The sequence below is a fragment of the Buttiauxella sp. BIGb0552 genome, from assembly GCF_004366275.1.
Classification (GTDB): domain Bacteria; phylum Pseudomonadota; class Gammaproteobacteria; order Enterobacterales; family Enterobacteriaceae; genus Buttiauxella; species Buttiauxella gaviniae.
Genome location: NZ_SODY01000003.1, coordinates 506,235 through 531,370 on the forward strand (window position 1 = coordinate 506,235; position 25,136 = coordinate 531,370).

Below are 25,136 nucleotides of genomic sequence, written 5' to 3' on the forward strand. Positions count from 1 at the left end.
TAATTTTACATATTGTTAATTTTGTGATTACGATCGCCATAATCAGTCTTTTAAGGCCATTATCACCGCTTTCATACCCTAAATAATTCGAGTTGCTTCGAGGCGGCAAGGGAACGAGTCCCTGGGAGCTTACTTAAGTAAGTGACCCGGGCGAGATCACGCAGCCAACAAAGAAGCAGCTTGAAGTATGGCGGGTATGGGGCAGTATTTTGTCATCGCGGAATGTGTAAAATGGGCACATTCAACAAAGCCAGGAAGCTCCCATGTCGACAATGCAAGAAGTGGCAAAAAAAGCCGGCGTCTCAAAAGCCACTGTTTCACGCGTTTTATCCGGCAAGGGATACGTCAGCGAAGCCACCAAAGAGCAGGTCTTTAAAGCGATTGAGGAAGCGGGATATCGGCCAAATTTACTGGCGCGTAACCTGGCAACGAATAAATCGGAATGCATTGGTTTAGTGGTCACCAACACGCTTTATCACGGCAGTTATTTCAGTGAAATACTTTCGCAGGCTGCCAAGAAATTAGAAGATAATGGTCGCCAGCTCATTCTGGTCGATGGTAAACACAGCGCACAAGAAGAACGTGAAGCGATTCAATTTCTGCTCGATTTACGCTGTGATGCGGTAATTATTTACCCGCGCTTTTTAACCATTGATGAAATGGATTTGATTATTGAGCAGCATAAAAAACCGATTATGGTGGTTAACCGAAAATTAAGAAAAAACCAAAGCCACTGCGTTTTTTGTGATCATAAAGGCTCCAGTTTCCAGGCAACAAAATATCTGATTGAACGTGGGCATCGCGATATTGCCTTTATTACCGGCTCAATGGACTCCCCTACCGCTATTGAGCGTTTGTCAGGCTATAAAGAAGCGTTAAATCAATATGATATTGGTGTAAATGAAGATCTGATTGCACAAGGGAAATGGACGCCAGCCAGCGGTGTTGCGGCAGTTGAAACGTTGCTTGCGCGCACAAACAAGATCAGCGCAATCCTCGCCAGTAATGATGAAATGGCGGTTGGCGCAATGAAACAATTAAACGATATGGGTATTTCTGTTCCTGGTGAAATATCAATTATCGGTTTCGATAATATACCTACCGCACCTTATCTCTCACCAGCTTTAACCAGCATTAAAGATCCCGTGAGCGATATGATAAGCGAGGTTATCAACCGCTTAATATCCATGCTCGATGGCGGATATTTGTCGAAAGAGAATGTATTTACGTCAGATTTACTGGCAAGAAATTCAGTGATTGACGGGCCATATAAAGGTTAATAAAACGGCGCATTCGCGCCGTTTCAATAAAAATCAGCTCGCGACTTTTACAATTAATTTGCCGAAGTTCTTACCACTGAGCAAACCACGGAACGCTTCAACGCTGTTTTCCAGACCATCGACGATATCTTCACGGAACTGGATTTTCCCTTCCGCCAGCCACTGGCTCATCTGATTAAAGAATTGCGGGTAACTGTCGCTGTAATCCTGAGAAATAATAAAGCCTTGTACGCGCAGCCGTTTTTTCAGGATGGTGCCCATCAGCAATGGCAAGCGGTCTTGTTCAAACGCGCTGTTCATGCCGTTGTACTGGCTGATAACGCCACACACTGGGATTCGCGCTTTGGTATTGAGTAGCGGCAGCACTGCGTCAAATACCGCCCCGCCGACATTTTCAAAATAGACATCAATACCTTTGTCACAGGCTTTTTTCAGCTGTTCGGCAAAATCAGGGGCCTTGTGGTCAATACAGGCATCGAATTTCAGCGTTTCAGTGACGTAACGGCATTTATCCGCGCCACCTGCAATCCCCACGACTTTTGCACCCAGCAGTTTTGCCACTTGCCCAACAACCGAACCTACTGCACCGCTGGCAGCCGCGACCACCACAGTTTCTCCCGCTTTTGGCTGGCCAATGTCGGTCAGTCCCATGTAACCGGTAAAACCAGGCATACCGAGCAGACCGAGCGCGTAAGAAGGGTGCTGCATATTGGCATCGAGTTTCTGCAAACCTTCGCCATTGGACAACGCGTAATCCTGCCAGCCGGTGTATGCCAGAACCAGGTCACCGTCTTTATAATCCGCATGTTGAGATTTTTCGACACGGCAGACGGTGCCTGCACCAATGACATCGCCAATAGCCAGCGGTGCGGAATAAGACTCGGCATCATCCATACGCCCGCGCATATACGGGTCGAGTGATAAATAGAGCGTGCGCAGCAGTAACTGACCTGCGGCAGGTTGTGGAACAGGCGCGTCTTCCAGTTTGATATCTTGACTGGTCGGCATACCCTGCGGGCGCTTCGCTAACACAAAGCGACGGTTAATCTGGGACGACTGAGTCATAACGCTCTCCATTGATTGGGTCGTGAGTAAAAATTCAGTTAGTCCCAGACTAGCTAATAATCCACCGACATGGGGTGAAAAATGTGCCATTTAAAATTAATGCAAAACCGTCACGGCATCTTCCAGACGCGTTGCCCGGTGTTTCACCATCGCCGACACTTCCGCGCTCTCTTCAACTAACGCCGCATTTTTTTGCGTGATAGCGTCCAGTTCAGCCACCGCACGCGTTAAATCAGACAACCCCTCCGCCTGCTCGGAAGTCGCATTGCTGATTTGCCCGAGTAACTGAGTCACGTTTCGCACCTGTTCAACAATGTCTTTCATGGTGCGCCCCGCTTCGTGAACCTGAATGGTGCCGGATTGCACTTTGCTGGCGCTGGCATCGATAAGTTTGCGGATATCATTTGCCGCAGTCGCACTGCGCTGCGCCAGGTTTCGCACTTCACCGGCCACCACGGCAAAACCTTTCCCTTGCTCACCGGCACGCGCCGCTTCCACGGCTGCATTAAGCGCCAGAATATTGGTCTGGAAGGCAATGTCATTGATAAGGCTGGTAATCGAGCCGATACGCTGCGTACTGTCGGCGATTTCATCCATGGTAGTCACAACAGTTTCCATCGCCTTGCCGCCATGGGCTGCGGCCTCGCTCGCGGAACTGGAAAGCTTATCGGCCGCTGCGGCAGTTTCTGAGTTGTTCTGCACCGACACCGCCATCTGGCCCATGGTGGTGACGGTTTGCTGCACGTTGACCACCGACTGGCGCGTGCGCTCATTGAGTTCCACATTGCCCTGGGCCAGCGTTTCGCTGCCACTGCGCACGTTCTCAACCTGATGGCTGACATCATGAATCAGCCAGCGGCACATCAAACCTAGCTGGCCAATGGCACGCAGCGTCATACCAATTTCATCCGTTCGCGCAAGATTCTGCACACGCTGTTGATTTCCCGTGGCGACTTCCAGCGCCTGGCGGGCGACATTTTCCAGCGGGCGGGCAATTTGCCACTCCAGCAACGCGCAGGCAAGTAGACTTGCTAACGCACTGATAAGCACAGGCAACGCCCCCTGCCCCAATGAAATAGAGGCTGCCACCATCAGCAAAAACACACCGCTCATGATAAGCCTAATGCGGCCTCGCAGCGGGAGAGCGGGCAATTTACCCAGCCAACCTTTACGTAGCACTAATCCTTTAAATAAACGACGTTTGCAGCGCCCTTCCCTGAGCGCCTTATACAGCGGCTCGACCGCTGCGATTTCCTCCGGCTTCGCTTTGGTACGGATCGACATATAGCCAGTAGTTTTGCCGTTACGCACCACCGGCACGACGTTAGCCCGCACCCAGTAGTGATCGCCGTTTTTGCGCTGGTTTTTGACGATACCGGTCCAGGGTTCTCCTTTTTGCAGGGTGAACCACATATCGGCAAAGGCGGCTTTGGGCATATCGGGGTGGCGCACCAGGTTGTGGGGCTGGCCTGTAAGTTCATGAAGCGAGTAACCACTGACCTTCACAAATGCGTCGTTCGCATGGGTGATTGTGCTTTTTAAATCGGTTGTCGACATCAATGTCGTGTCGTCATCAAGCAGGTATTCATGCTGTGTAGCAGCCGTGCGCGCAGTCATAGCAACTCCCTTGGCAGGTTATCCAATTGTTAATATTTTTAGTTGTATTGTTATTTCGGCGCTGCAAAAATTTCCTTTAGCGGTTAAACTTGACGACGATCACACTTTTTTAACTAAGCCATATTTTTTATAATGATTTTGGATGGGGAGCACATTTCCCATTAATTTCATGAAGTTATTAATGAAAATGTCATAGTGACGCTAAGTGCTGGAGTTTTGACCTTCAATTTGCAATCGGCACACTACACTTAGTACGGGGCCGTTTCGCCCCCGCAAGGAAAAAGAGGATAATAATGTTAAAAAGGAAAAAGAAAGTCAGACCTATTAAGGTCAGTGACGTCACCATCATCGACGATAGTCGCCTTAAAAAGGCGATTACTGCCGCATCGCTTGGCAATGCGATGGAATGGTTTGATTTCGGCGTATACGGCTTTGTTGCCTACGCCCTCGGTAAGGTTTTCTTCCCGGATGCCAGCCCTAGTGTGCAGATGATTGCCGCCTTGGGTACCTTCTCTGTTCCCTTCCTGATTCGCCCGTTGGGTGGCCTGTTCTTCGGCATGCTCGGTGACAAATATGGTCGCCAGAAGATCCTGTCCATAACCATCATCATTATGTCATTGAGTACCTTCTGTATTGGCCTGATTCCGTCGTACGCGACTATCGGTATCTGGGCGCCAATCCTGTTGTTACTTGCGAAAATGGCGCAAGGGTTCTCAGTGGGTGGTGAATACACCGGTGCTTCAATATTCGTCGCCGAATACTCGCCAGACCGTAAACGCGGCTTTATGGGCAGTTGGCTGGACTTCGGCTCCATCGCCGGTTTTGTCTGTGGTGCGGGTGTGGTGGTGCTGATTACGGCGATTGTCGGTGAAGCTAACTTCCTCGAATGGGGCTGGCGTCTGCCGTTCTTCCTGGCATTGCCATTAGGGATTATCGGCCTGTATCTGCGCCATGCGCTGGAAGAGACACCTGCGTTCCAGCAGCACATTGATAAACTCGAACAGGGCGATAAAGAAGGCCTGGCTGATGGCCCGAAAGTCTCCTTCAAAGAGATTGCGACCAAACACTGGCGCAGCCTGCTGACCTGTGTCGGCATCGTGATTTCAACCAACGTGACCTACTACATGTTGCTCACGTATATGCCAAGCTATCTCTCCCACAACCTGCACTATTCCGAGGAACATGGCGTACTGATTATTATCGCTATTATGATTGGGATGCTGTTTGTGCAGCCGGTAATCGGCCTGCTGAGCGACCGTTTTGGCCGCCGTCCGTTTATCGTCTTCGGTAGCGTGGCATTGCTTGTTCTGGCGATCCCGGCCTTTATTCTGATTAACAGTAATGTGCTGGGGCTGATATTCGCCGGGCTGCTGATTCTGGCTGTCGTGCTGAACTGCTTCACCGGGGTAATGGCTTCGACTCTGCCCGCCATGTTCCCTACGCATATTCGTTACAGTGCGTTAGCCAGTGCCTTTAATATTTCGGTGCTGGTTGCGGGTGTGACTCCAACGGTTGCGGCGTGGTTAGTGGAGTCGACCGAAAACCTGATGATGCCAGCGTATTATCTGATGGTGGTCGCGGCTATCGGTTTGATTACCGGCCTGACGATGAAAGAGACGGCGAATAAGCCGCTGAAAGGTGCCACACCAGCGGCTTCTGATATTGCCGAAGCGCGTGAAATTGTTCAGGAACACCACGATAACATCGAGCAAAAAATCGAAGATATCGACCGTGAGATTGAAGAATTACAGGCGAAACGTACCAATCTGGTGGATCAGCACCCGCGCATTAACGAGTAATTTTTAGCAGCATCAAAAGCGCCGGGCCAATGCCCGGCGTTTTCATTTCTGGCTTTAACCCTCATTCCTGGAAGGAATTGGTTATGTCTAAAATTTATAAGCAAAGTATTTTTTGGACTTTGCGAATATTCATAACTCACCTAACGTAACCTGCTTAAAGAATAACAATTCATATAGATTCATCCAGGATGCCACATGCAAAGAAAAATAATGCCATTACTGCTGCTGGCTGCAATCTCCGCGAGCAGCTTTGCCGCAACACCGCCAAATACTTTAATTGTTGCCCAGGGACTGGACGATATCGTCAGCCTTGATCCTGCCGAAGCGAATGAGCTATCGAGCATTCAAACGGTGCCGAGCCTTTACCAGCGCCTGGTACAGGCCGACCGTGAAGACCCGGCCAAATTAGTCGCGGTGCTAGCAGAAAGCTGGCAGGGCGATGCGGCTAACAAAAAACTGACCATTAAGCTGCGCCCGGATGCCAAATTCTCATCGGGTAACCCGCTGCGCCCGGAAGACGTTATCTTCTCTTATACCCGTGCGGTGACGCTCAATAAGTCCCCGGCGTTTATCCTTAACGTCCTTGGCTGGCAACCAGACAACATCGCCAGCCAGTTGAAAAAGGTCGATGACCACACGCTGGAACTACACTGGACGGCTGACGTTAGCCCGGCGGTGGCGCTGAATATTCTCTCCACGCCGATTGCCTCTATCGTGGATGAAAAAGCCGTTAGCCCTAACGCGAAAGCGGGCGATTTCGGTAACGAATGGTTGAAAATGCACTCTGCTGGCAGCGGCCCATTCAAGATGCGAGTTTACCAGCCGCATCAGGCGATTGTGTTAGACGCCAACCCAACCTCACCGGGTGACGCGCCTAAAGTTAAAAACATCATCATTAAAAACGTTCCAGACCCGGCAGCTCGCCGCCTGCTGATTCAGCAAGGTGACGCCGATATTGCCCGTGACCTGGGTGCGGATCAGACCAGCGCGCTGGAAGGTAAACCGGGCGTGAAAGTGCTGAGCATCCCTTCTGCCGAGCAGAACTATATGGTGTTCAACGCGGGTAACGATGCAAACCCACTGTTGAAAAACCCTGCCCTCTGGGAAGCCTCTCGTTATCTGGTGGATTACCAGGGCATCACCAAAGATCTGTTAAAAGGCCAGTACTTTATCCACCAGAGCTTCCTGCCAGTAGGTTTTGCAGGCGCACTGGACAACAACCCATTCAAATTTGACCCGGCAAAAGCGAAAGAGATCCTCGCTAAAGCAGGCATCAAAGACGCCCACTTCACGCTGGATGTAGAAAATAAACCACCGTTTATCACCATCGCGCAGTCTATGCAGGCAAGCTTTGCTCAGGGCGGCGTGAAGATTGATCTTCTGCCAGCCGCAGGCAGCCAGGTTTACGCCCGCGTTCGTGCCAAACAACACCAGGCCGCGATCCGCTTGTGGATCCCGGATTACTTTGACGCCCACTCAAACGCCAGTGCCTTTGCTTATAACGATGGCAAAGCAAGTACCGTAGCAGGCTTAAACGGCTGGCAAATCCCGGAGTTAAGCAAGCAAACTCTGGCCGCAGTTGCGGAAGCTGACCCGGCTAAACGCCTGGATCTGTATAAAAAAATACAGGAAGAAGTTCAGCACAATTCGCCGTACGTATTTGTGGATCAGGGTAAAACTCAGATCGTTGTGCGTGAGAATGTGAAGGGCTACCAGCAGGGTTTGAATGCGGATATGGTGTATTACGATCGAGTAAGCAAATAACTGCTTTGTCTTCTTCCTCTTAGGGGGAAGGAGACAATCCGCGAAATATGTTTAAGAAGAGTTCCACATGTCGGACATCTCCACCCTTTCAGCATCGAGTCGCTTAAGCCGCTCGTTGTTGACGCTGCTCCAGGGGCTGTTTACCCTGGCACTAACGATTATCGGCTTACTGCTTATCACTTTTGCCCTGTCGGCGCTTTCGCCTGTCGACCGCGTACTGCAAATCGTTGGCGATCATGCAAGCCAGGCCACATACGATCAGGTGCGCCACCAGCTTGGTCTGGACCAGCCCCTTCCCGTTCAGTTCTGGCATTACCTGACCAGTCTTGCTCATGGCGATTTGGGCACCGCCAGCGCCACTGGGCAGCCGGTATTACACGATTTACTCGCCGCCTTCCCGGCAACACTTGAGCTTGCCACCCTCGCGCTGATTATTGGCAGCGTTATGGGCGTTATTTTTGGTGTGCTTTGTGCTCGATTTGCCGGCTCACCATGGGATTTAGCGGTGCGCACGTTCACACTGCTTGGCAATTCAGTCCCTATCTTCTGGTTGGGTCTGCTGATGCTGGCGTTTTTCTATGCGCGGCTTCAATGGAGTGCCGGGCCGGGGCGTCTGGACGATATTTATCAGTACAGTGTGGAAGCAAAAACAGGCTTTGTGTTGGTTGATACCTGGCTATCCGGCGATCGTGATGCCTTCCTGAATGCTATCAATCACCTTACATTACCCGTGTTACTACTCGCCTATTATTCGCTGGCAAGTATTACCCGCCTCACACGTACCGCTTGTCTGAGCGAAATGAACAAAGAGTACATCACGCTTGCGCGCGCCAAAGGCGCCGGGGAGATGGCGATTCTGGTGCGCCATGTGCTGCCCAATATTCGCGGCACATTGTTTACGGTTATTGCGCTGGCGTACACCGGCATGCTTGAAGGTGCGGTACTGACTGAAACGGTCTTCTCCTGGCCGGGTATTGGGCGCTATCTCACCACCGCTCTATTTGCTGGCGACACCACAGCGATTATGGGCGGCACGCTGTTGATTGGCGTATCGTTTGTCATTATCAACAATCTGACTGACGTGCTGGTGCGTGTCACCGATCCGAGGGTGCGCTAATGCCGTCTTATCTCTTCTTACGCCGCACATTGCGCTCACCGGCGGCACTGTGCGGGTTAATCATCATTACCCTGCTAGTGCTGATTGCCATCTTCGCTCCGCTACTCGCACCGTTCGATCCGAACTGGCAGGATGCCGCTGCACGTCTGCAAGCTCCCAATGCTCAGCACTGGTTGGGTACCGATAGCTATGGCCGCGACCTACTCTCACGTCTGATTTATGGCTCACGCCCTGCTCTTGGGCTGGTGTTGCTGGTCACAGTGATAACGCTCCCCGTTGGGATGCTGATCGGTATTCTTTCGGGCTATTACGGCGGTTGGCTGGAGCGTGTGTTAATGCGTTTTACCGATGTCGTTATGTCGATGCCACGCCTGATTCTGGCCTTTGCTTTTGTGGCAATGCTTGGCCCAGGCCTTGTGAATGGCGCTCTGGCGCTGGCACTCACCACTTGGCCTGCCTATGCGCGTCAGGCGCGCAGCGAAATTCAGCGCCTGCGCCATAGCGACTATCTCGCCGCTGCAGAAATGATGGGAATTCGTGGAACGCGCCTTTTAGCAGGTCACATTCTGCCGCTGTGTTTACCTTCGGCGATTGTGCGCCTGGCGCTCGACTTAGCTGGGATTATTCTAGCCGCAGCCGGGTTAGGTTTCTTAGGCCTGGGAGCCAGACCGCCAATGGCAGAATGGGGTTCGATGATCGCTGACGGTATGCAGGTTATTTTCGATCAGTGGTGGATTGCAGCCATCCCAGGTACCGCCATCTTGATTAGCAGCCTGGCATTTAACTTACTGGGTGATGGATTACGCGACGTGCTGGAGCCTGGAAATGACTGAGAATCGTATTGAAGTCAGTGGATTAAACATTGATTACCCGGGCGCTCGGGTCGTAAATAACCTCTCATTCACGCTAGGTAACGAACGGCTGGCACTGGTAGGCGAATCCGGCTCCGGTAAATCGATGACCGCCAGAGCGTTAATGGGTCTGGTGCGTAGGCCAGGCAAGGTAAGCGCAACTCAGCTCAAAGTGTTGGATAACGATCTGCTCAGTATGCGTAACCGTGACTGGCAACGCCTGCGTGGTAATGATATCGCGATGGTTTTACAAGACCCACGCTACGCACTCAACCCGGTGAAAAGCGTTGCACAGCAAATTGATGAAGCACTGCGCTTGCATCAAAAGCTATCTGGTTCACAGCGCCGTGAGCGGATCCGAGAAGTGATCAACGCCGTTGGATTACAGGAAAATGTGCTGTCACGCTACCCGGCGGAACTCTCGGGCGGCATGGGGCAACGCGTGATGATAGCAATCGCTCTGGTCAACAATCCAAAAGTGTTGATCGCAGACGAACCTACTTCTGCTCTGGATGCTCGTCTGCGCAACCAGATTCTGGAACTGCTGGTTGAACAGTGCGAGCAGCGCCAGATGGCAATGTTACTGATTAGCCACGATCTGCCGCTTGTTGCCCAGCATTGCCAACGAGTACTGGTGATGTATCAGGGACAAAAAGTGGATGAGATGGCTGCCAGTCAGCTTGCCGCAGCAACACATCCTTATACCCGCACACTCTGGACATGCCGCCCTAACGCCGCAACTTACGGCATGATGCTACCGACTTTAGACCGCAGCCAGAATCTGCAGGGAGAAAATAATGGCGCTCGTTGAGGTCAATAATTTGTGCGTGCAGTTTGCCGCAAAAGGCCAGCTAAAAACTGCCGTTCGCGATGCCAGTTTCGCCATTAATTCAGGGGAAACATTCAGTTTAATTGGCGCGTCAGGGTGCGGGAAATCTACTATTTTGCGCGTCCTTGCGGGTTTACAACGCGAGTGGCAAGGTGGAGTAAAACTGCTGGATGGGATAATCAAACCCGGTGTGCGTTTTCAGGGTGATTTGCGCCGTAACGTGCAAATGGTATTCCAGGACCCGTATGCCTCCTTGCATCCTAATCACAGCATTTACCGCACGCTGGCTGAGCCACTAACGATTCATGGGGAAGTGCAAATAGCCGATCGTGTGGAAGAGGCACTACTTCAGGTAGGGCTACCAACCGATGCAATGAAGCGCTATCCGCACCAGCTTTCCGGCGGGCAGCGCCAACGCGTAGCCATTGCCCGAGCACTGCTGTTGCGGCCTAAGATTCTGCTGCTTGATGAACCCACTTCAGCACTCGATATGTCGGTGCAGGCAGAAATTCTCAATCTGTTAAACCGCCTCAAACAACAGTTTGGCATGACCTATCTACTCGTTAGCCATGATGCCGATGTGATTGCACATATGTCGGACCGTGCGGCTTATATGGCAGGCGGGGTCATTAAACATGAGTTTGACCGCGCCGCTCTGGTGCGAGGCGAGCACCGTATGGAGGCCGCATAATATCTAGTCGAGCGCAATCATCTCTTCTGCTGCAGTAGACATAATGCAGCGATTGCGCCCGCTATTTTTACCGCAGTACATCGCCTTATCAGCACGACTAATCGCCTCATGTAATGAATCTGTATGCGAGACGTTTGTCAGCCCACCAGTGGCCGTCACACTAATCTGCTCGTCACCCACGGTAATTTGATGTTGCTGTAAATGTTCGCGAATACGCATTGCAGCTTTCTGCGCATCCTCGTCATTTCTTACATCCAACAAGATAATGAATTCTTCGCCACCAAAACGATAAATACGCTCAGTTCTGCGTGTGGCATCTTTTAACGTCAAGGCCACGCTGCGTAATACATCATCCCCTGCATTATGCCCCCAGGTGTCGTTAATTGTTTTAAAATGGTCAATATCCATAATTAACAAATAAAGATTACGGCAGGTACGTTGGCACTGTTCACGGAACAATGGAAATTCTTGATATAACAAGTGGCGTAGTGGCAAGCCAGTTAATGCATCATGCAAATTACGGTAGGAAAATAGATGTTCTTTGTAACGATCAAGGCTATGAATAAATTCGTGCTGCGCATGTTGGTATTTTTCTAGCAATGAGTCTGTGACATTTTTTTGAATAATAGACTGCATTAACTCGCGGGCAACATCATGCATAAGGATATGATTTGTATTGATGGCCATGACCATCTCTTTATCCAGAGCACTGCCATTCAGACGTAGCGACAGCCAGCGGCTAAACCGGCAACGCTGGTGTGACATTGGGTCGAGGATATCGCTGTCGACCTCGCCATCCAATAGACTCAAGCGCAGGAATTTTCCAGCCCAGTCATAATGTTCCTTCATCGCAATATTTAATTCAGACAAGGAGTAATCAAGGTCATTGATAATCATTTTCAAACCACACTCACGTCATATTGATTAAATAACCACCACAAAAGATAACGTTCAATGGTGAGAAATTTCCCGCGCGAATTATAACTGCAATAATCATTAAACTTACAAGCATTCCTTCTGTAATTTACTGAGTTCTTATTAGTTTCAAAAAAAATGAAATTACACTGACTTCTTTGCAATGAGAGAAATAAAAAAGTTAACTTTGCAGTGCAATGCACTCTAAAGCAGCATGACGCACGGTTACGGTGCACAAAAACCGGATAACGAAGAACAAAGCCGCTTTATGTCAGCATTTTTATCCACGGAATGTGATTCTTTGTGACTATTTATTGCGCAACTTGAATTTCGTCAGATCGTTTATCCTGATTTCGCTTATGGGAAGCGAAGTGGCGTATTCCCTGCAATACTTATTTTGTGTATCGCGTGATACGTCATTCCCAGGAGCACATTTTGAACAGGTTACCTACTAGCGCTTCGGCTCTTGCCTGCACAGCGCACGCTCTCAACATCATCGAAAAGAAGTCATTAACTCATGAGGAAATGAAGGCGTTAAATCGCGAGGTTATCGAAAACTTCCAACAGCATGTGAATCCGGGTTTTCTTGAGTATCGCAAATCAGTGACCGCCGGCGGGGATTACGGAGCCGTAGAGTGGCAAGCGAGTAGTTTAAATACGCTTGTCGACACCCAGGGTAAGGAATATTTAGATTGTCTGGGTGGGTTCGGCATTTTTAACGTGGGGCACCGTAATCCAACAGTGGTATCCGCCGTACAGCATCAGCTCGAAAAACAACCCCTGCACAGTCAGGAGCTGCTCGACCCCTTACGGGCGATGCTCGCCAAAACGCTTGCGACCCTCACTCCGGGTAAACTGAAATACAGCTTCTTTAGCAACAGCGGTACAGAATCGGTTGAAGCCGCGATTAAACTCGCCAAGGCCTATCAATCTCCACGCGGGAAATTTACCTTTATCGCCGCCAGCGGCGCGTTTCATGGCAAATCTCTCGGGGCGTTGTCAGCAACAGCAAAATCGGCTTTCCGTAAACCGTTTATGCCGTTACTTCCAGGCTTCAGGCATGTTCCGTTCGGCAATATAGACGCGATGCGTACCATGCTCAGTGAGTGCCGTAAAACCGGTGATGAAGTTGCAGCTGTAATCCTTGAACCTATTCAGGGAGAAGGCGGTGTGATTATCCCACCAGCAGGATATTTACCGGCGGTTCGTAAATTATGTGACGAATTTGGCGCACTACTCATTTTTGATGAAGTGCAAACCGGTATGGGACGTACGGGCAAAATGTTCGCCTGCGAACATGAGAACGTACAGCCTGATATTTTATGCCTCGCCAAAGCACTAGGCGGTGGCGTAATGCCGATTGGTGCGACCGTTGCGACAGAAGAAGTATTCTCTGTGCTGTTTGATAATCCTTTCCTACACACCACAACATTTGGCGGCAATCCGCTAGCCTGCGCGGCGGCACTTGCAACCATTCATGTTCTGCTTGAGCAGAATCTACCGGCACAAGCGCAACAGAAAGGACAACTGTTGGTGGATGGCTTCCAGGCCCTGAAACGTGAGTTTCCGGAACTGGTGGTTGATGCCCGTGGGCAAGGTTTGTTGATTGCCATCGAGTTTAGCGACAACGAAATTGGCTATAACTTTGCCAGTGAAATGTTCCGCCAGCAGGTACTGGTCGCCGGAACGCTCAACAATTCGAAAACCATTCGTATTGAGCCTCCACTGACTATCACGATTGAGCAGTGTGAACATGTGTTGGGCTGTGCGAGGAAGGCATTGAAATTGCTTTATGCCAACAGCAACAAAACTGAGTTAGCCCTGTGATCGAATGATCCCCCGGAGCTATAATGCCGGGGGATATTATAAGCAAACTTATGTTTTTACCCCTCTGAACGCTCTATACTCGCTGATCTTTTCAATATTTAAAATCTGGTCTCCGCCCTATGATCTACGACTGCTTCCTCTACTATGACGAAGATATGTTGCTCGATATTCGACTCAATACACTCAATGACTATGTTGATAAGTTTGTCATTGTTGAATCGACACACTCCTTTACTGGGCAGCCAGTCGAGCTGAATTTTGATATCAACAAATTCGCGCAATTTAAGGACAAGATTATCTATGTTGTCTTTGATGAAAAGCCGGATGCAGACAGTTGGACGAATGAGGCCAGAACGCGGAACGCCATAATGAACGGGCTGACGGCAGCGAAGGAGCAAGACATCATCATCGTGTCTGATGTCGATGAAATTATTCGCCCAGCCGCGCTTGCAGAGTATAAGCCAAACTACCTTTGCTCCACGCTCTACCAGAATTTCTATAATTATCAGTTTAATTTGCAGGTATTTAATAGCGATGGCACGCCCCGCCAGTGCACGTTACCGAGAATGACCAGTTATAAAAATCTGCGTACATTCTTTAATGGCGAGCCAGAAACGTTGCGTAATGTAAAACGCTCAAAAATTCGCAAAAACTGGTTGAAGTGGCGCTGGTTTAAATTAAGAAACAATATTGTGCATAACGCCGGCTGGCATTTCTCTTGGATCATGACGGCTGAACGTATCTCAGAAAAAATGTCGACTATTTCACACACGGAATACGACACCCCTGAGCTTAACAATCAAGAACATATAAAGAATGCAATTGAGAACGGGTTGGATATTTGGGCTCGAGAAAGAAACCTGCAAGTGGTTGATTTACCAAGTGGGGATTTCCCTGAGTATTTGAAACAAAATGCTCATAAGTTTGCAGAGTTTATTCGCTAAGGTTTAAAACCATCCTCACCCTAGCCCACTTCCTGAAGGAGAGGGTTAGGGTGCTAATACTAAGCTGGCAATAACCCCACAAAACTCCTCTTCTTACGCGGTTCTGACATCATCTCATCGAGCCTCTCAACGCAGGTCAGATAATGCGGCGTTTGCTTATGCGCCAGCACGGCTTCATCGTCCTGGTAAGCCTCATAAATAAAGAACCTCGTCGCCACATCAGGGTCCTGCAACACATCAAAACGCAGATTCCCCGGCTCCTTGATTGACCCTTCGTGGTTGGCGCGGAACACGTCCATAAACTCATCGACCCGTTCCGGTTTGATATTAATCTCTACCAGCGTCACATTCATGCTTTGCCTCCCTGATGCTTCTCATCGAGCCAGAACTGATACGCCTCACGGGCGGTGGCATTTTCATGAACCACCTTTTTCACCGCTTTTAGCATGGCAAGTGGCGCGTCTGACTGGAAAATATTACGTCCCATATCCACGCCGGATGCACCCTGATCGATAGCCCGGAAACACATCTCCAGCGCCTCTTGTTCTGGAAGCTTCTTGCCTCCGGCGATAACGATCGGCACCGGACAACTGGCAGCAACCTTCTCGAAACCCTCTTCGACAAAATAGGTTTTCACAAACTGCGCACCAATTTCTGCAGCGATTCGACTGGCGAGCGAGAAATAGCGAGCATCACGCGCCATCTCCTTACCCACACCGGTTACAGCGAGCGTTGGTATGCCATAGCGTGTACCTTCATCCACCAGCTTGATGATGTTGTTGATCGACTGATGTTCGTATTCACTGCCGATATAAATCTGCGCCGCCACCGCGCAGGCATTGAGGCGCAACGCATCCTCCATAGTCACAGCCACACTTTCACGCGACAGTTCACTGAGAATCGAATTCCCGCCAGAAGCGCGTAATACCACCGGTTTGTTGGTAGCAGGCGGCACAACGCTGCGCAGTATTCCGCGTGTACACATCAGCACATCGGTTTCCGGGAATAGAGGTGCGATAGATAAATCAATGCGTTCAAGACCGGTAGTGGGCCCCTGGAAATAACCGTGGTCAAATGCCAACATCACGGTACGCCCAGAGTCAGGATTGAAAATACGCGCCAGCCGCGACTGCATCCCCCAATCCAGTGCCCCACTCCCCTTCAGGTAAAACGCTTTGTTCTCCTGAGGGCGGCCAATACCGTAATCTTTGCCCTCGCGGATATCGTCAAGATCTGCCATTTTCCCACCCTCAGAAATCGTATTTGCCGATATTGTCTTTGGTAAACACCACGCGTTCTGGCAGCAGCACAATGCCGTTACCTTTCGCTTCATACTGGTAGCCCTGTACGCTATTAGGCTCGACTTTCAGGCTGCCAATTTTCGCCACATCAACAGTGTCACCAACATTAAGATCGCCCTTTTTCAGCATGGTATTTGCGACGTTAACCGCAATTTCACCCTGCTGAACCACGTCCCATAGGCCAAAGGCTTTCACCGTTCCACGTTCAACATATGGGCGCATGACGTTTGGTGTGCTGAAACCGACAATCGCAACATTGGTGCGTTTCAGGTTTTCAGAGGCCTGTGCGGCAGCAGGTAATGCGTTAGCATCGGGTGCAATGATCGCATCCAGATCCGGGTACGCTTTTAAGATCCCTTCAGCGGTTTGCAGAGATTTAGTCGCGTCGTTATAGCCAAACTGGGTGGTAACGATTTCCCACTGCGGATGATCTTTGGCAATCTTCGCTTTCGCCTCTTTTACCCACTGATTTTGATCCGTCACCGTTGGGCTCGAGTAGAAGAATGCAACTTTGGCAGCAGATTTAGTAACTTGTTTGGCCGCCATATCCACCAGCATGCCACCGAGCTGTTGCGGCGTTCCCTGGTTGATGTAAATACTGCGACATTCGGGTTTAGTATCAGAATCCCATGTCAGCACTTTTACCCCGCGCTGCATGGCGCGTTTAAGCGCCGGGCATAGCCCATCTGGCGAAACTGCCGAGACAATAATCGCGTTGTAACCCTGATTGACGAAGTTGTTGATAAGCTGCACCTGGCCGGAGACGCTTGGTTCAGTTGGCCCGTCGTAAGTCACCGGAACACCGAGATCTTTGCCCGCCTGCATCGCGCCATTACCGCCGCTGGTAAAGAAGCCCACGCCAACCAGTTTTGGAATAAAGGCAATCCTGTCGGCGGCTTGCACACTAACCACACCAAAGGCTAATGCCCATGCACTGAGTTGCAGGACGCGTTTTGTTGTCTGCTTCATAATCACACTCCCGTTAGTTTTCTGTTACCGCGCAAACGACGCCACGCCGCTTGTAGATATTCGCGGTGCAAACTCACCGAACGACCAATGACCACCACAATCAACAGCGCACCGGACAACGCACTCGATACCTGATTAGGCACGCCAGCCATCTGTAAACCTTGTTGCAAATACCCCACCAACAGAGCCGCCAGTGCTGTTCCCAAAATCGAACCGGAGCCGCCATAAATATTCGCGCCACCCAACACAGCCGCCGTTAAAGCAGGCATCAACAAATCGCGCCCTAAATCAGAACGCGCCGAGCCAAAATACGAAACCAGCACAATCGCCGCAATAGCCGACGCCAATCCCACCATGCCGTAGACCCCATACAGTGAGCCGTTCACCGGCAGAGCCGCATAACGGGCCGCACGAGGGTTTTGGCCAATCAGAAAAATATGGCGGCCAAAGCGCGCGCGGTGAGTCAGTAGCCAGAAAATCAGCGTGATAACGGCAAACATCACCAGCGGAATAGGCAGGCCGAAAAGAGTGAGGTTGGCGAAGTTGGTAAACGCATCCGGGAAGCCACCAATACCTTCATAACCCGTCGCGCCTGCCATACCGGAAAGCAACAACGCCGCGCCGCCGAACAGATAAAGCGTGCCGAGTGTGATAACCAGCGGGCTGATGCCGGTGTAGTGAATCAATGCCGCATTAAACAATCCGCACAGCAGGCCGACTGCCAGGGTCAAAATTATGGCTAAAGATATTGGCAAACCTGCCTGCAACATCACCCCCAGCGCAATAGCGCACAGGCCAATGGTTGAACCCAACGATATATCAATGCCACCGCTGATGATCACAAGCGTCAGCGGCAACGCCACTATCCCGATGCAGATAAAATCGCTGGTGCTAAACAGCAGCATATTGATGTCTAACATGCGGGGATTAATTGCGCCAAACAGCAAGATTTCAGCCACCAGAATAAGAAGCAGCGCCACTTCCCAGTTGAGTTTTAGCTTCATCTACGCCACATCCTTTTTCTTACGAGGAAAAGGCCGCACATTTTTCGCACCCGGTAATGGCGGTACAAAACGGCTGTATTTCTGCGCCCGCTGATGGCGCGCCAGTGCCTGGCGTAACCGCCCATCCAGCACTAGCACCCCGAGTAAAACCAGACCTGCAATAAAGTCATTCCACCAGGCAGGGAGTTTGAAGAGCACCAGAACGGTATCGATTTGCGTCAGGAAAAATGCACCGAGAAATGCGCCAATGACGGTTCCTGTACCGCCAAGCAGAGAAATACCGCCCAACACACAAGCTGCGATAGCTTTCATCTCCAGCCCGCTGCCGGTTTGATTAGGTACAAAGCCAATTTGCGAAGCGAAGATAATCCCAGCGATGGCAGCCAGCATGCCATTGAAAGTGAATGCCATAAGACGAGTGCGGTTTACTGAAACACCAAGCTGACGAGCAGCGGCCAGGTTGTCGCCCACAGCGTAAAAATCACGCCCGAAAGCGGTTCGTGCAAATACCCAGGCAGCGATAGCCACTAAAGCAAGAACCGTGAAACCAAGCGGGGAAATCCCCAAAGCGACGGGTTCGGAGAGCGATTTCAGATTAGGGGGCAGTCCTTCAATCCATTTGCCTCCTGTCCATAACAACATACCGCCGCGATAAAGCCCGAGCGTACCAAGCGTTGCGACAATCGCGGGAATGCGCAACCAGACGACTAAAATCCCATTAAAGAAACCCGCCACCGCGCCAATCAACAAGGCAAAAAGCATCGACACCGGCAAGCTGAAGCCGCTGTTAAGCGCCACACCGACAGCAATTGCACACAGTCCAACGGTCGATCCCACCGAAACGTCGATATTGCGCGTCAGCATCACCATCGAAGCTCCTACCGCCAGTAGGATCAGGATCTGAGCGCTGGTGAATATCATGCTTAGCGTTTGCAAGCTGAAGTAGTTGTGATTAAGTGCGACCAACACGCCAAATAGGGCAACTATCGCCAGCAGCGCGCTGAGTTCACGGTTGCGCAGCAATGTTTTCATGCTTTACCTCCGCCAAACGCCATACTCATCATGCGATCCACAGTGATTGCTGGCTTACGTAACTCACCATTCATGGCGCCCTGGTGCATCACCAGCACGCGATCCGCAAGCCCACTGAACTCATCAAGATCGGATGAGATCATCAGCACTGCAACATTTTGCGCCGCCACACTTTTGATCAGTTGATAGATATCCGCTCGCGCCGCCACATCCACACCGCGCGTTGGCTCATCAATGATGAGCAACAATGGATTGGCTTCAAGACATCGCGCCAGCAGGACTTTTTGCTGATTACCGCCGGACAGTGTGCGCACCGTCTGCCCGGCATCGTTGAGTTTGATCCCAAGCGCCCGGTGGTAACGTTCCACTATCGCGGACTCCCGCCTGCTTTGTTGCCACAGGCCCGGCTCGTTAAGCACCACTGTGTTCCAGCGGATCGGCGCATCAAGAAATAGCCCGGAAACCTGTCGATCCTCTGGCAAGTAAATCAGTCCACGATCGAGCCGTGATTTGGTGCGATCGCCGCTAATTTCACGATTTTCTAAATAAATGTGCCCACCGCGCACCGGCCGCAGACCATAAAGCGTTTCTGCCAGTTCAGTACGCCCGGATCCCACCAGCCCGGCCAGGCCTACGATCTCACCTGCGTACAGTTCAAAACTGAGATCGATAAATCCTTCACCGGTCAGCTCCTCTACGCGCAGTACCGGAAAATCCTGCGGTTCGGTGCGACGATTTCCCGGCAATGCCAGCCACAACTTTTGCGTATCACTTAACGCGTGTTGGCGAGCGTTCGGTGTCATGGCGTTGATCAACTGCTCATCAAGTAGCTGTGCAGTTTCACCTTGTAACACTACGGCACCGTCACGCATCACTGAGATATGGCTGGCAAGCTGGCGGATTTCGGGCAATTTGTGGGAGATAAATACAATGCCCACTCCGAGACTTTGTAAGGCGCGGATCTGGCGAAATAGCCGTTCGGTTTCGCCAGGTGTAAGGGACGCGGTAGGCTCATCCAGGATCAGGATCTTCGCCTCACGCATTAAACCGCGCAGGATCTCGACCATCTGTTGATCGGCAACTTCCAGCGTACTGGCTGTAGCGCTAAGAGGGATCTGACATTCAAGCTGCTGCATTTTCTGTTGCAGGCGCTTTTCCATATCGTTTTGCCGCGGCAGCCGAAAAAGGATGTTCTCGCGCACCGTCAGATTTGGAAACAGCATCGGTTCCTGCGGCACAAGGTAAATGCCTAACTCGTGCGCCTGCCCTGGTTTGAGCCGCCCAAATGCTTTGCCTTGTACCTTCAGTTCACCGCTATCGGGGGTTTCCACCCCGGCAAAAATCTTCATCAGTGTGGATTTCCCTGCCCCATTACCGCCCAGCAATGCGTGCACCTGCCCTGCATACAGAGCAAAATCAATAGCTTTGAGCACGCTCACACCAGAAAACTGTTTGCTTATCTGGCGTGCTTCAAGCATTGCGGTGGGGTTGGGCATCGTCACTCCACAATTGAACAAAAGAGAAATTGAATTAATAATGTTCAAAAGCGTAGACGCCGGGTAATTTTTACAACAGGGCAGAGATCACAAAATTTTTAAATAGATCAGCTAAACCATTTGCATCTGAAAATGATCTTTTTGCCGTGCGCTTCACATTTTCTTGCCCCGCACCTTCGAACATATGATCTAAATTTTAATAAGAGTTCACTTATGAGCGATAAACGAGCAGCAGAAGAAGGGAAACTAGCAGCACTCCCCATGGCCGAAGAAGAGCTATTGGCACGCGTGGCCTGGTCTTACTACCACGACGGCCTGACGCAGAATGATATTGGTGAGCGACTTGGGCTGCCACGGTTAAAGATTTCACGCTTACTGGAGAAAGGGCGTCAATCTGGGGTGATTCGCGTACAGATTAACTCGCGTTTTGAAGGATGCCTGGCACTGGAAACCCAGTTGCAGCAGCGATTCGGCCTCAAAATTGCGCGTGTACTTCCCGCGCATAACACCCCGCCGATGAACACGCGATTAGGCATTGGCGCAGCGCAATCACTGATGGGGATTCTGGAACCAGGGCAGTTGTTGGCGGTGGGATTTGGTGAGGCAACGATGAATTGCCTCCAACATTTGAGTGGTTTTATCAGCTCGCAACAGATTCGTCTGGTGACGCTTTCCGGCGGTGTTGGGCCGTACATGACTGGCATCGGACAATTGGATGCAGCATGTAGCGTTAGCATGATCCCGGCACCACTGCGGGTTTCATCGCCACAAGTGGCAGAGATTTTACGCATGGAGTCGAGCGTGCGGGATGTCATTCTCGCCGCCACGGCCGCGGATGTCGCAGTGGTGGGTATCGGCGCTATCAACCAGAAGCGTGATGCGACCATTTTACGTTCCGGTTATATCAGCGAGGGAGAACAACTGATGTACGCCCGCAAAGGTGCTGTGGGCGATATTCTTGGCTATTTCCTGCAAGCGGATGGCGAACTGGTGGAAGCTCTGGAAATTCACCGCGAACTGCTTGGCGTAACGCTCGACGACCTGGCGCATCTCCCAACCATTGTGGGTGTCGCGGGAGGCGTGGACAAAGCGGACGCTATTTATGCCGCACTTCGAGGCCTGCGAATAAACGGCCTGGTGACGGAAGAAGAGACTGCGCGGGCGGTGTTAGCTTTGGCTGATTAACCTCGCGCCTTAGGTTGCGGGGATAATCAATGAGTTACTTGTTGGCATTAGACGCCGGGACGGGCAGTATTCGCGCCGTCATCTTTGATACTTCAGGCCACCAGATTGCCGTCGGCCAGGCTGAATGGAAACATTTAAGCATCACCGATGTCCCCGGATCGATGGAGTTTGATCTCGCAACCAACTGGCAGCTTGCCTGCCAGTGCATCCGTGAAGCTCTCCAAAAAGCACATCTTCCACCGGGTGCTATCAGCGCCGTTTCCTGCTGTTCAATGCGCGAAGGGATCGTGCTCTACGATCGTAACGGCGATCCTATCTGGGCATGTGCCAACGTTGATGCCCGCGCCAGCCGTGAAGTCAGCGAACTTAAAGAGATCCATGATTTCCAGTTTGAATCCGAGGTTTATCATGTTTCTGGCCAAACGCTGGCGCTAAGCGCTATGCCGCGCCTGTTGTGGCTTGCGCATCATCGTCCGGATATTTATCGCCAGGCTGCGACCGTGACCATGATCAGCGACTGGCTGGCGGCGAAACTCAGCGGCGAGCTGGCAGTCGATCCTTCTAATGCAGGTACAACAGGAATGCTTGATCTGGCGACCCGTGACTGGCAACCGTCACTGATGGATATGGCTGGATTGCGGGCAGATATTCTCTCGCCAGTTAAAGAAACCGGTACGGTACTTGGTGGTGTAACACAAGAAGCGTCGCAGCACAGTGGTTTACTGGCTGGCACACCGGTGGTTATGGGTGGTGGCGATGTGCAGCTAGGTTGTGTCGGGCTTGGCGTAGTCCGCGCCGGGCAGGCGGCAGTATTGGGTGGGACATTCTGGCAGCAGGTAGTGAACCTGCCTGCTATCAAAACCGATCCGGAGATGAATATCCGCATTAACCCGCATGTCATCGGCAACATGGTGCAGGCGGAATCTATCAGCTTCTTCACCGGCCTGACGATGCGTTGGTTCCGGGATGCTTTCTGCGCCGAAGAAAAACTGCTGGCAGAAAGGCTTGGCGTGGACACTTACGCCCTGCTCGAAGATATGGCTGCGCGAGTTCCTGCGGGCTCTCACGGCGTGATGCCGATTTTCTCCGACGCCATGCATTTCAAACAGTGGTATCACGCAGCACCGTCGTTTATTAACCTCTCAATCGACCCCGAAAAATGCAATAAAGCGACACTATTCCGTGCGTTAGAAGAGAATGCTGCGATTGTTTCAGCGTGCAATCTTGAGCAGATTTCCGGTTTTTCCGGCATCCAGTTTGAATCATTGGTATTTGCAGGCGGTGGTTCTAAAGGCGCGTTGTGGAGCCAGATCCTGAGTGATGTAACAGGGCTACCAGTGCGTGTGCCAGTCGTTAAAGAGGCGACAGCACTCGGTTGTGCTATTGCCGCAGGCGTAGGTGCTGGGTTGTTTAACGACCTTGCCGAAGCGGGTGAGCGCCTTGTGCAATGGCAACGCGAATTCACGCCAAATCGAGCGCACCGTGAGCTGTATGACGAGATGAAACGCAAATGGACGAAGGTGTATGCTGACCAGCTCACACTGGTGGATAGCGGTTTAACCACTTCTATGTGGAAGGCCCCAGGCCTGGTGATGCGCCCTCAGCCAGGCCTTCTCCCTGAGGGCTGAACGGTCCGGGGTTAGGGTGAGGGCGCTTCTAACTCACATTAGAAATAATATTTAAATCTCACACGTCCACCGTAGCGCGTGTTGTCGTCGCCATCACTGCCGTCATGATCAGCACTAACCCACGACACATAAGTCCCGAGATAAATATTAAAGTTCTTCATACCCATCACGTTCGGGAATTGATAGGAAGAGTGGATGGTGTGGATATCGTAAGTGCCGGCATTGGTTATCCAGCAATCGTCGTCACAGGTACCCATCGCTGAGTTAACATCAAACTTATCAATGTCGTTATGCGCGTAGATATAACCTAGCTCGAAGCGCTGCCACAATGCGTTGACACCTGCGGTGAAATCGGTTTCATCGGCGGCGTCGAGGTAGGCCGTATTGAAGTTAGCAACGATGCCGTTATCCGGATCGTTTTTCAGTCCATTCCACGTCATGGTCAAGCCGTAACCAGTACGGCTGGATTGATCTACTATTTTACCGTTGGCATCTTTGTAACCGTAAGCGTTATCCACCACTTGGGCTTCCATCGCGGCAGCAACCGAGAATGCATCTTGCGACCAAGAGATCACCGGACGCAGATAAGCCACATTCTTATCTTTAGTCAATTCGTTACCATGATATTCCTTGTCCTGGTAGAGCGAGGTGCCGTCTTCCAGCAAGGTATTCAACTCAAAATACCAATTATCTATTGTTTTGCTCATCAGGAAGCTACCGCCAGAATCGCTACGCCCACGCCCTTCTTTCATCATGTAGATATAGCCGTAGCCATCACCGTAAAGATCATTTGCAGTATTGCCCGAGTACTCGACAAAGGTATCCTGGTTAAGCGGGAACATATCGTAGGCTTCGAAACGCCCGATCTTAATTTTCCAGTCATTTTCCTGGCCAAAGAAGAACGCTGCATCATCAAGATTCATATGCCCGGTTAAGTCTGCCAATGGTTGTGCAGTGAAACCCGCAAATTTGCCGTCATCCATTCGGCGATAACCATCAAACCCAAGCAGTAAACGACCATTAATATCCCAGCGTTCGTTATTACCATCTGCCCAGTTAATATTGGCACTACGACGCATAGATGTCAGACCATTACTGCGGCTGGCGGCATCCATATTAAATTCCACGTCGCCATAAATTTTTAGATCTCCGTACCCCGTTAATTGTAATTTTGGTGATTGATTATCGGTTTTACTATTAACAGATTGCTCACTGACAACAGTAACAGGAGCAGTGACGGGTGCTGGGGTAGATTTTATTTTTTGAATTTCTGATTCTGCCGTGGACGCACGTTTTTCAGCTGCTATAAGCCTTTGTTCTAACAGGTCAAGGCGTTGTTCTAACGCACGTTCATTGTTTGAAGCCATAGCTCCACTGGATATTACCGCACTCGTAAATAATGCTAAAAACTTTATTTTTATACGCATCATACATCCTTATAAATGAATAATTTATATAATCCTCGTGAATAGATAAGAGCATACTAATATATAGAGAATAAAATAAATCGCAGCTCTAGCTTTAATTACAACAAAAAACAAAATAGCAACTTTTATTTTTCACTTCAAAATATTAAGTGCCAGAACCGTAGCTTTATCACATTCGAATAAATAAAAATTAAAACAGAGCGATGATATATTCATCATGAGAATATGAAAATAGATATATATATATTACCCTCAGTTTTTTAACGAAATTTATGCATACGTAAACGTAAATTCATAACTGAGAGCAATCGGAAGGCCGCGTTGCTGGAGAGGAAAAACTTCATCGTTCTTTGAATCACGTCACAATCATCAGACAACTTTTCCACATTTACGCT

At 50.5% G+C, this 25,136-nt stretch carries 21 protein-coding genes; 11 read left to right on the forward strand and 10 right to left on the reverse strand.

Translation table 11 applies throughout. From position 1 onward, the window contains the following. Window positions 1-263 precede the first annotated feature (263 nt). Complete coding sequence (locus EDF88_RS11305) at window positions 264-1,280, forward strand: LacI family DNA-binding transcriptional regulator (protein ID WP_064513925.1); 1,017 nt, start codon at window positions 264-266, stop codon at window positions 1,278-1,280. A gap of 33 nt (window positions 1,281-1,313) precedes the next feature. Here EDF88_RS11305 and EDF88_RS11310 read toward each other — a convergent pair whose 3' ends face one another. Both EDF88_RS11310 and EDF88_RS11315 read right to left on the reverse strand, forming a co-directional pair. Continuing rightward, window positions 1,314-2,345 (reverse strand): NADP-dependent oxidoreductase, encoded by a 1,032-nt coding sequence (locus EDF88_RS11310; RefSeq protein ID WP_134184727.1) that lies wholly within the window; start codon window positions 2,343-2,345, stop codon window positions 1,314-1,316. A gap of 96 nt (window positions 2,346-2,441) precedes the next feature. Then, complete coding sequence (locus EDF88_RS11315) at window positions 2,442-3,962, reverse strand: PAS domain-containing methyl-accepting chemotaxis protein (protein WP_134184729.1); 1,521 nt, start codon at window positions 3,960-3,962, stop codon at window positions 2,442-2,444. Window positions 3,963-4,255: 293 nt separating this feature from the next. Here EDF88_RS11315 and proP point away from each other — a divergent pair, with 293 nt between their 5' ends. From proP to EDF88_RS11345, 6 genes are all read left to right on the forward strand, one after another. Further along, window positions 4,256-5,761 (forward strand): glycine betaine/L-proline transporter ProP, encoded by a 1,506-nt coding sequence (gene proP, locus EDF88_RS11320; protein WP_134184731.1) that lies wholly within the window; start codon window positions 4,256-4,258, stop codon window positions 5,759-5,761. A gap of 195 nt (window positions 5,762-5,956) precedes the next feature. Continuing rightward, window positions 5,957-7,525, forward strand: coding sequence for an ABC transporter substrate-binding protein (locus tag EDF88_RS11325; RefSeq protein WP_134184733.1), 1,569 nt, complete (start codon window positions 5,957-5,959; stop codon window positions 7,523-7,525). A gap of 67 nt (window positions 7,526-7,592) precedes the next feature. Next, window positions 7,593-8,642: an ABC transporter permease gene (locus tag EDF88_RS11330; RefSeq protein ID WP_134184735.1), complete on the forward strand. Its 1,050-nt coding sequence runs from the start codon at window positions 7,593-7,595 to the stop codon at window positions 8,640-8,642. Continuing rightward, window positions 8,642-9,475: an ABC transporter permease gene (locus tag EDF88_RS11335; RefSeq protein WP_064513937.1), complete on the forward strand. Its 834-nt coding sequence runs from the start codon at window positions 8,642-8,644 to the stop codon at window positions 9,473-9,475. The genes EDF88_RS11330 and EDF88_RS11335 overlap by 1 nt, the downstream gene beginning before the upstream one ends. Beyond that, window positions 9,468-10,304, forward strand: coding sequence for an ABC transporter ATP-binding protein (locus tag EDF88_RS11340; RefSeq protein ID WP_134184737.1), 837 nt, complete (start codon window positions 9,468-9,470; stop codon window positions 10,302-10,304). The genes EDF88_RS11335 and EDF88_RS11340 overlap by 8 nt, the downstream gene beginning before the upstream one ends. Continuing rightward, window positions 10,291-11,013, forward strand: a complete 723-nt coding sequence (locus tag EDF88_RS11345; RefSeq protein WP_134184740.1) for an ABC transporter ATP-binding protein — start codon at window positions 10,291-10,293, stop codon at window positions 11,011-11,013. The genes EDF88_RS11340 and EDF88_RS11345 overlap by 14 nt, the downstream gene beginning before the upstream one ends. 3 nt (window positions 11,014-11,016) lie before the next feature. Here the strand turns inward: EDF88_RS11345 and EDF88_RS11350 are convergent, their stop codons facing one another. Beyond that, window positions 11,017-11,910, reverse strand: coding sequence for a diguanylate cyclase (locus EDF88_RS11350; protein ID WP_243839610.1), 894 nt, complete (start codon window positions 11,908-11,910; stop codon window positions 11,017-11,019). Window positions 11,911-12,363: 453 nt separating this feature from the next. On the opposite strand from EDF88_RS11350, the gene ygjG reads away from it, so the two are divergent. Further along, a complete protein-coding gene (gene ygjG / locus EDF88_RS11355; RefSeq protein WP_208326135.1) occupies window positions 12,364-13,755 on the forward strand; it encodes a putrescine aminotransferase in 1,392 nt (463 codons plus the stop codon). Between the two features lie 119 nt (window positions 13,756-13,874). Beyond that, entirely contained in the window at window positions 13,875-14,699 is an 825-nt protein-coding gene (locus EDF88_RS11360; protein ID WP_064513945.1) for a benzoate transporter, read from the forward strand. A gap of 59 nt (window positions 14,700-14,758) precedes the next feature. Here the strand turns inward: EDF88_RS11360 and lsrG are convergent, their stop codons facing one another. From lsrG to lsrA, 6 genes are read right to left on the reverse strand one after another with little or no spacing between them, the layout of a single operon-like run. Beyond that, a complete protein-coding gene (gene lsrG, locus EDF88_RS11365; protein ID WP_064513947.1) occupies window positions 14,759-15,052 on the reverse strand; it encodes a (4S)-4-hydroxy-5-phosphonooxypentane-2,3-dione isomerase in 294 nt (97 codons plus the stop codon). Further along, the gene (gene lsrF, locus EDF88_RS11370; protein ID WP_064513949.1) at window positions 15,049-15,939 is read right to left on the reverse strand and encodes a 3-hydroxy-5-phosphonooxypentane-2,4-dione thiolase; all 891 of its coding nucleotides are present in this window, start codon (window positions 15,937-15,939) and stop codon (window positions 15,049-15,051) included. Before lsrF ends, lsrG begins: the two co-directional genes overlap by 4 nt. Before the next feature lie 10 nt (window positions 15,940-15,949). Beyond that, complete coding sequence (gene lsrB / locus EDF88_RS11375) at window positions 15,950-16,969, reverse strand: autoinducer 2 ABC transporter substrate-binding protein LsrB (protein WP_134184746.1); 1,020 nt, start codon at window positions 16,967-16,969, stop codon at window positions 15,950-15,952. Between the two features lie 2 nt (window positions 16,970-16,971). Next, window positions 16,972-17,973 carry an autoinducer 2 ABC transporter permease LsrD gene (gene lsrD, locus EDF88_RS11380; protein ID WP_064513954.1) on the reverse strand — a complete coding sequence of 334 codons (1,002 nt, stop codon included), beginning with the start codon at window positions 17,971-17,973 and terminating at the stop codon, window positions 16,972-16,974. Continuing rightward, window positions 17,974-19,005, reverse strand: a complete 1,032-nt coding sequence (gene lsrC / locus EDF88_RS11385) for an autoinducer 2 ABC transporter permease LsrC (protein ID WP_064513956.1) — start codon at window positions 19,003-19,005, stop codon at window positions 17,974-17,976. Further along, window positions 19,002-20,483, reverse strand: coding sequence for an autoinducer 2 ABC transporter ATP-binding protein LsrA (lsrA, locus tag EDF88_RS11390; RefSeq protein ID WP_134184881.1), 1,482 nt, complete (start codon window positions 20,481-20,483; stop codon window positions 19,002-19,004). The genes lsrC and lsrA overlap by 4 nt, the downstream gene beginning before the upstream one ends. A 231-nt stretch (window positions 20,484-20,714) precedes the next feature. Between lsrA and lsrR the strand changes: the two genes are divergently transcribed. Both lsrR and lsrK read left to right on the forward strand, forming a co-directional pair. After that, entirely contained in the window at window positions 20,715-21,686 is a 972-nt protein-coding gene (gene lsrR, locus EDF88_RS11395) for a transcriptional regulator LsrR (RefSeq protein ID WP_064513960.1), read from the forward strand. Window positions 21,687-21,715: 29 nt separating this feature from the next. Beyond that, complete coding sequence (lsrK, locus tag EDF88_RS11400; protein ID WP_064513962.1) at window positions 21,716-23,314, forward strand: autoinducer-2 kinase; 1,599 nt, start codon at window positions 21,716-21,718, stop codon at window positions 23,312-23,314. Between the two features lie 38 nt (window positions 23,315-23,352). On the opposite strand, the gene EDF88_RS11405 is transcribed toward lsrK, so the two are convergent. Continuing rightward, a complete protein-coding gene (locus EDF88_RS11405; RefSeq protein WP_243839611.1) occupies window positions 23,353-24,681 on the reverse strand; it encodes a carbohydrate porin in 1,329 nt (442 codons plus the stop codon). Window positions 24,682-25,136: the final 455 nt, after the last annotated feature.

Bases quoted from the DNA above. Each gene is read 5' to 3' on its own strand.
- EDF88_RS11350 (WP_243839610.1), bottom strand. From the start codon at position 11,910: ATGATTATCAATGACCTTGATTACTCCTTGTCTGAATTAAATATTGCG.
- EDF88_RS11325 (WP_134184733.1), top strand. From the start codon at position 5,957: ATGCAAAGAAAAATAATGCCATTACTGCTGCTGGCTGCAATCTCCGCG.
- EDF88_RS11330 (WP_134184735.1), top strand. From the start codon at position 7,593: ATGTCGGACATCTCCACCCTTTCAGCATCGAGTCGCTTAAGCCGCTCG.
- EDF88_RS11305 (WP_064513925.1), top strand. From the start codon at position 264: ATGTCGACAATGCAAGAAGTGGCAAAAAAAGCCGGCGTCTCAAAAGCC.
- lsrC (WP_064513956.1), bottom strand. From the start codon at position 19,005: ATGAAAACATTGCTGCGCAACCGTGAACTCAGCGCGCTGCTGGCGATA.
- lsrK (WP_064513962.1), top strand. From the start codon at position 21,716: ATGAGTTACTTGTTGGCATTAGACGCCGGGACGGGCAGTATTCGCGCC.
- EDF88_RS11405 (WP_243839611.1), bottom strand. From the start codon at position 24,681: ATGGCTTCAAACAATGAACGTGCGTTAGAACAACGCCTTGACCTGTTA.
- lsrD (WP_064513954.1), bottom strand. From the start codon at position 17,973: ATGAAGCTAAAACTCAACTGGGAAGTGGCGCTGCTTCTTATTCTGGTG.
- EDF88_RS11340 (WP_134184737.1), top strand. From the start codon at position 9,468: ATGACTGAGAATCGTATTGAAGTCAGTGGATTAAACATTGATTACCCG.
- lsrR (WP_064513960.1), top strand. From the start codon at position 20,715: ATGAGCGATAAACGAGCAGCAGAAGAAGGGAAACTAGCAGCACTCCCC.
- EDF88_RS11360 (WP_064513945.1), top strand. From the start codon at position 13,875: ATGATCTACGACTGCTTCCTCTACTATGACGAAGATATGTTGCTCGAT.
- proP (WP_134184731.1), top strand. From the start codon at position 4,256: ATGTTAAAAAGGAAAAAGAAAGTCAGACCTATTAAGGTCAGTGACGTC.
- lsrG (WP_064513947.1), bottom strand. From the start codon at position 15,052: ATGAATGTGACGCTGGTAGAGATTAATATCAAACCGGAACGGGTCGAT.
- EDF88_RS11345 (WP_134184740.1), top strand. From the start codon at position 10,291: ATGGCGCTCGTTGAGGTCAATAATTTGTGCGTGCAGTTTGCCGCAAAA.
- lsrB (WP_134184746.1), bottom strand. From the start codon at position 16,969: ATGAAGCAGACAACAAAACGCGTCCTGCAACTCAGTGCATGGGCATTA.
- EDF88_RS11315 (WP_134184729.1), bottom strand. From the start codon at position 3,962: ATGACTGCGCGCACGGCTGCTACACAGCATGAATACCTGCTTGATGAC.
- EDF88_RS11310 (WP_134184727.1), bottom strand. From the start codon at position 2,345: ATGACTCAGTCGTCCCAGATTAACCGTCGCTTTGTGTTAGCGAAGCGC.
- lsrF (WP_064513949.1), bottom strand. From the start codon at position 15,939: ATGGCAGATCTTGACGATATCCGCGAGGGCAAAGATTACGGTATTGGC.
- EDF88_RS11335 (WP_064513937.1), top strand. From the start codon at position 8,642: ATGCCGTCTTATCTCTTCTTACGCCGCACATTGCGCTCACCGGCGGCA.
- lsrA (WP_134184881.1), bottom strand. From the start codon at position 20,483: ATGCTTGAAGCACGCCAGATAAGCAAACAGTTTTCTGGTGTGAGCGTG.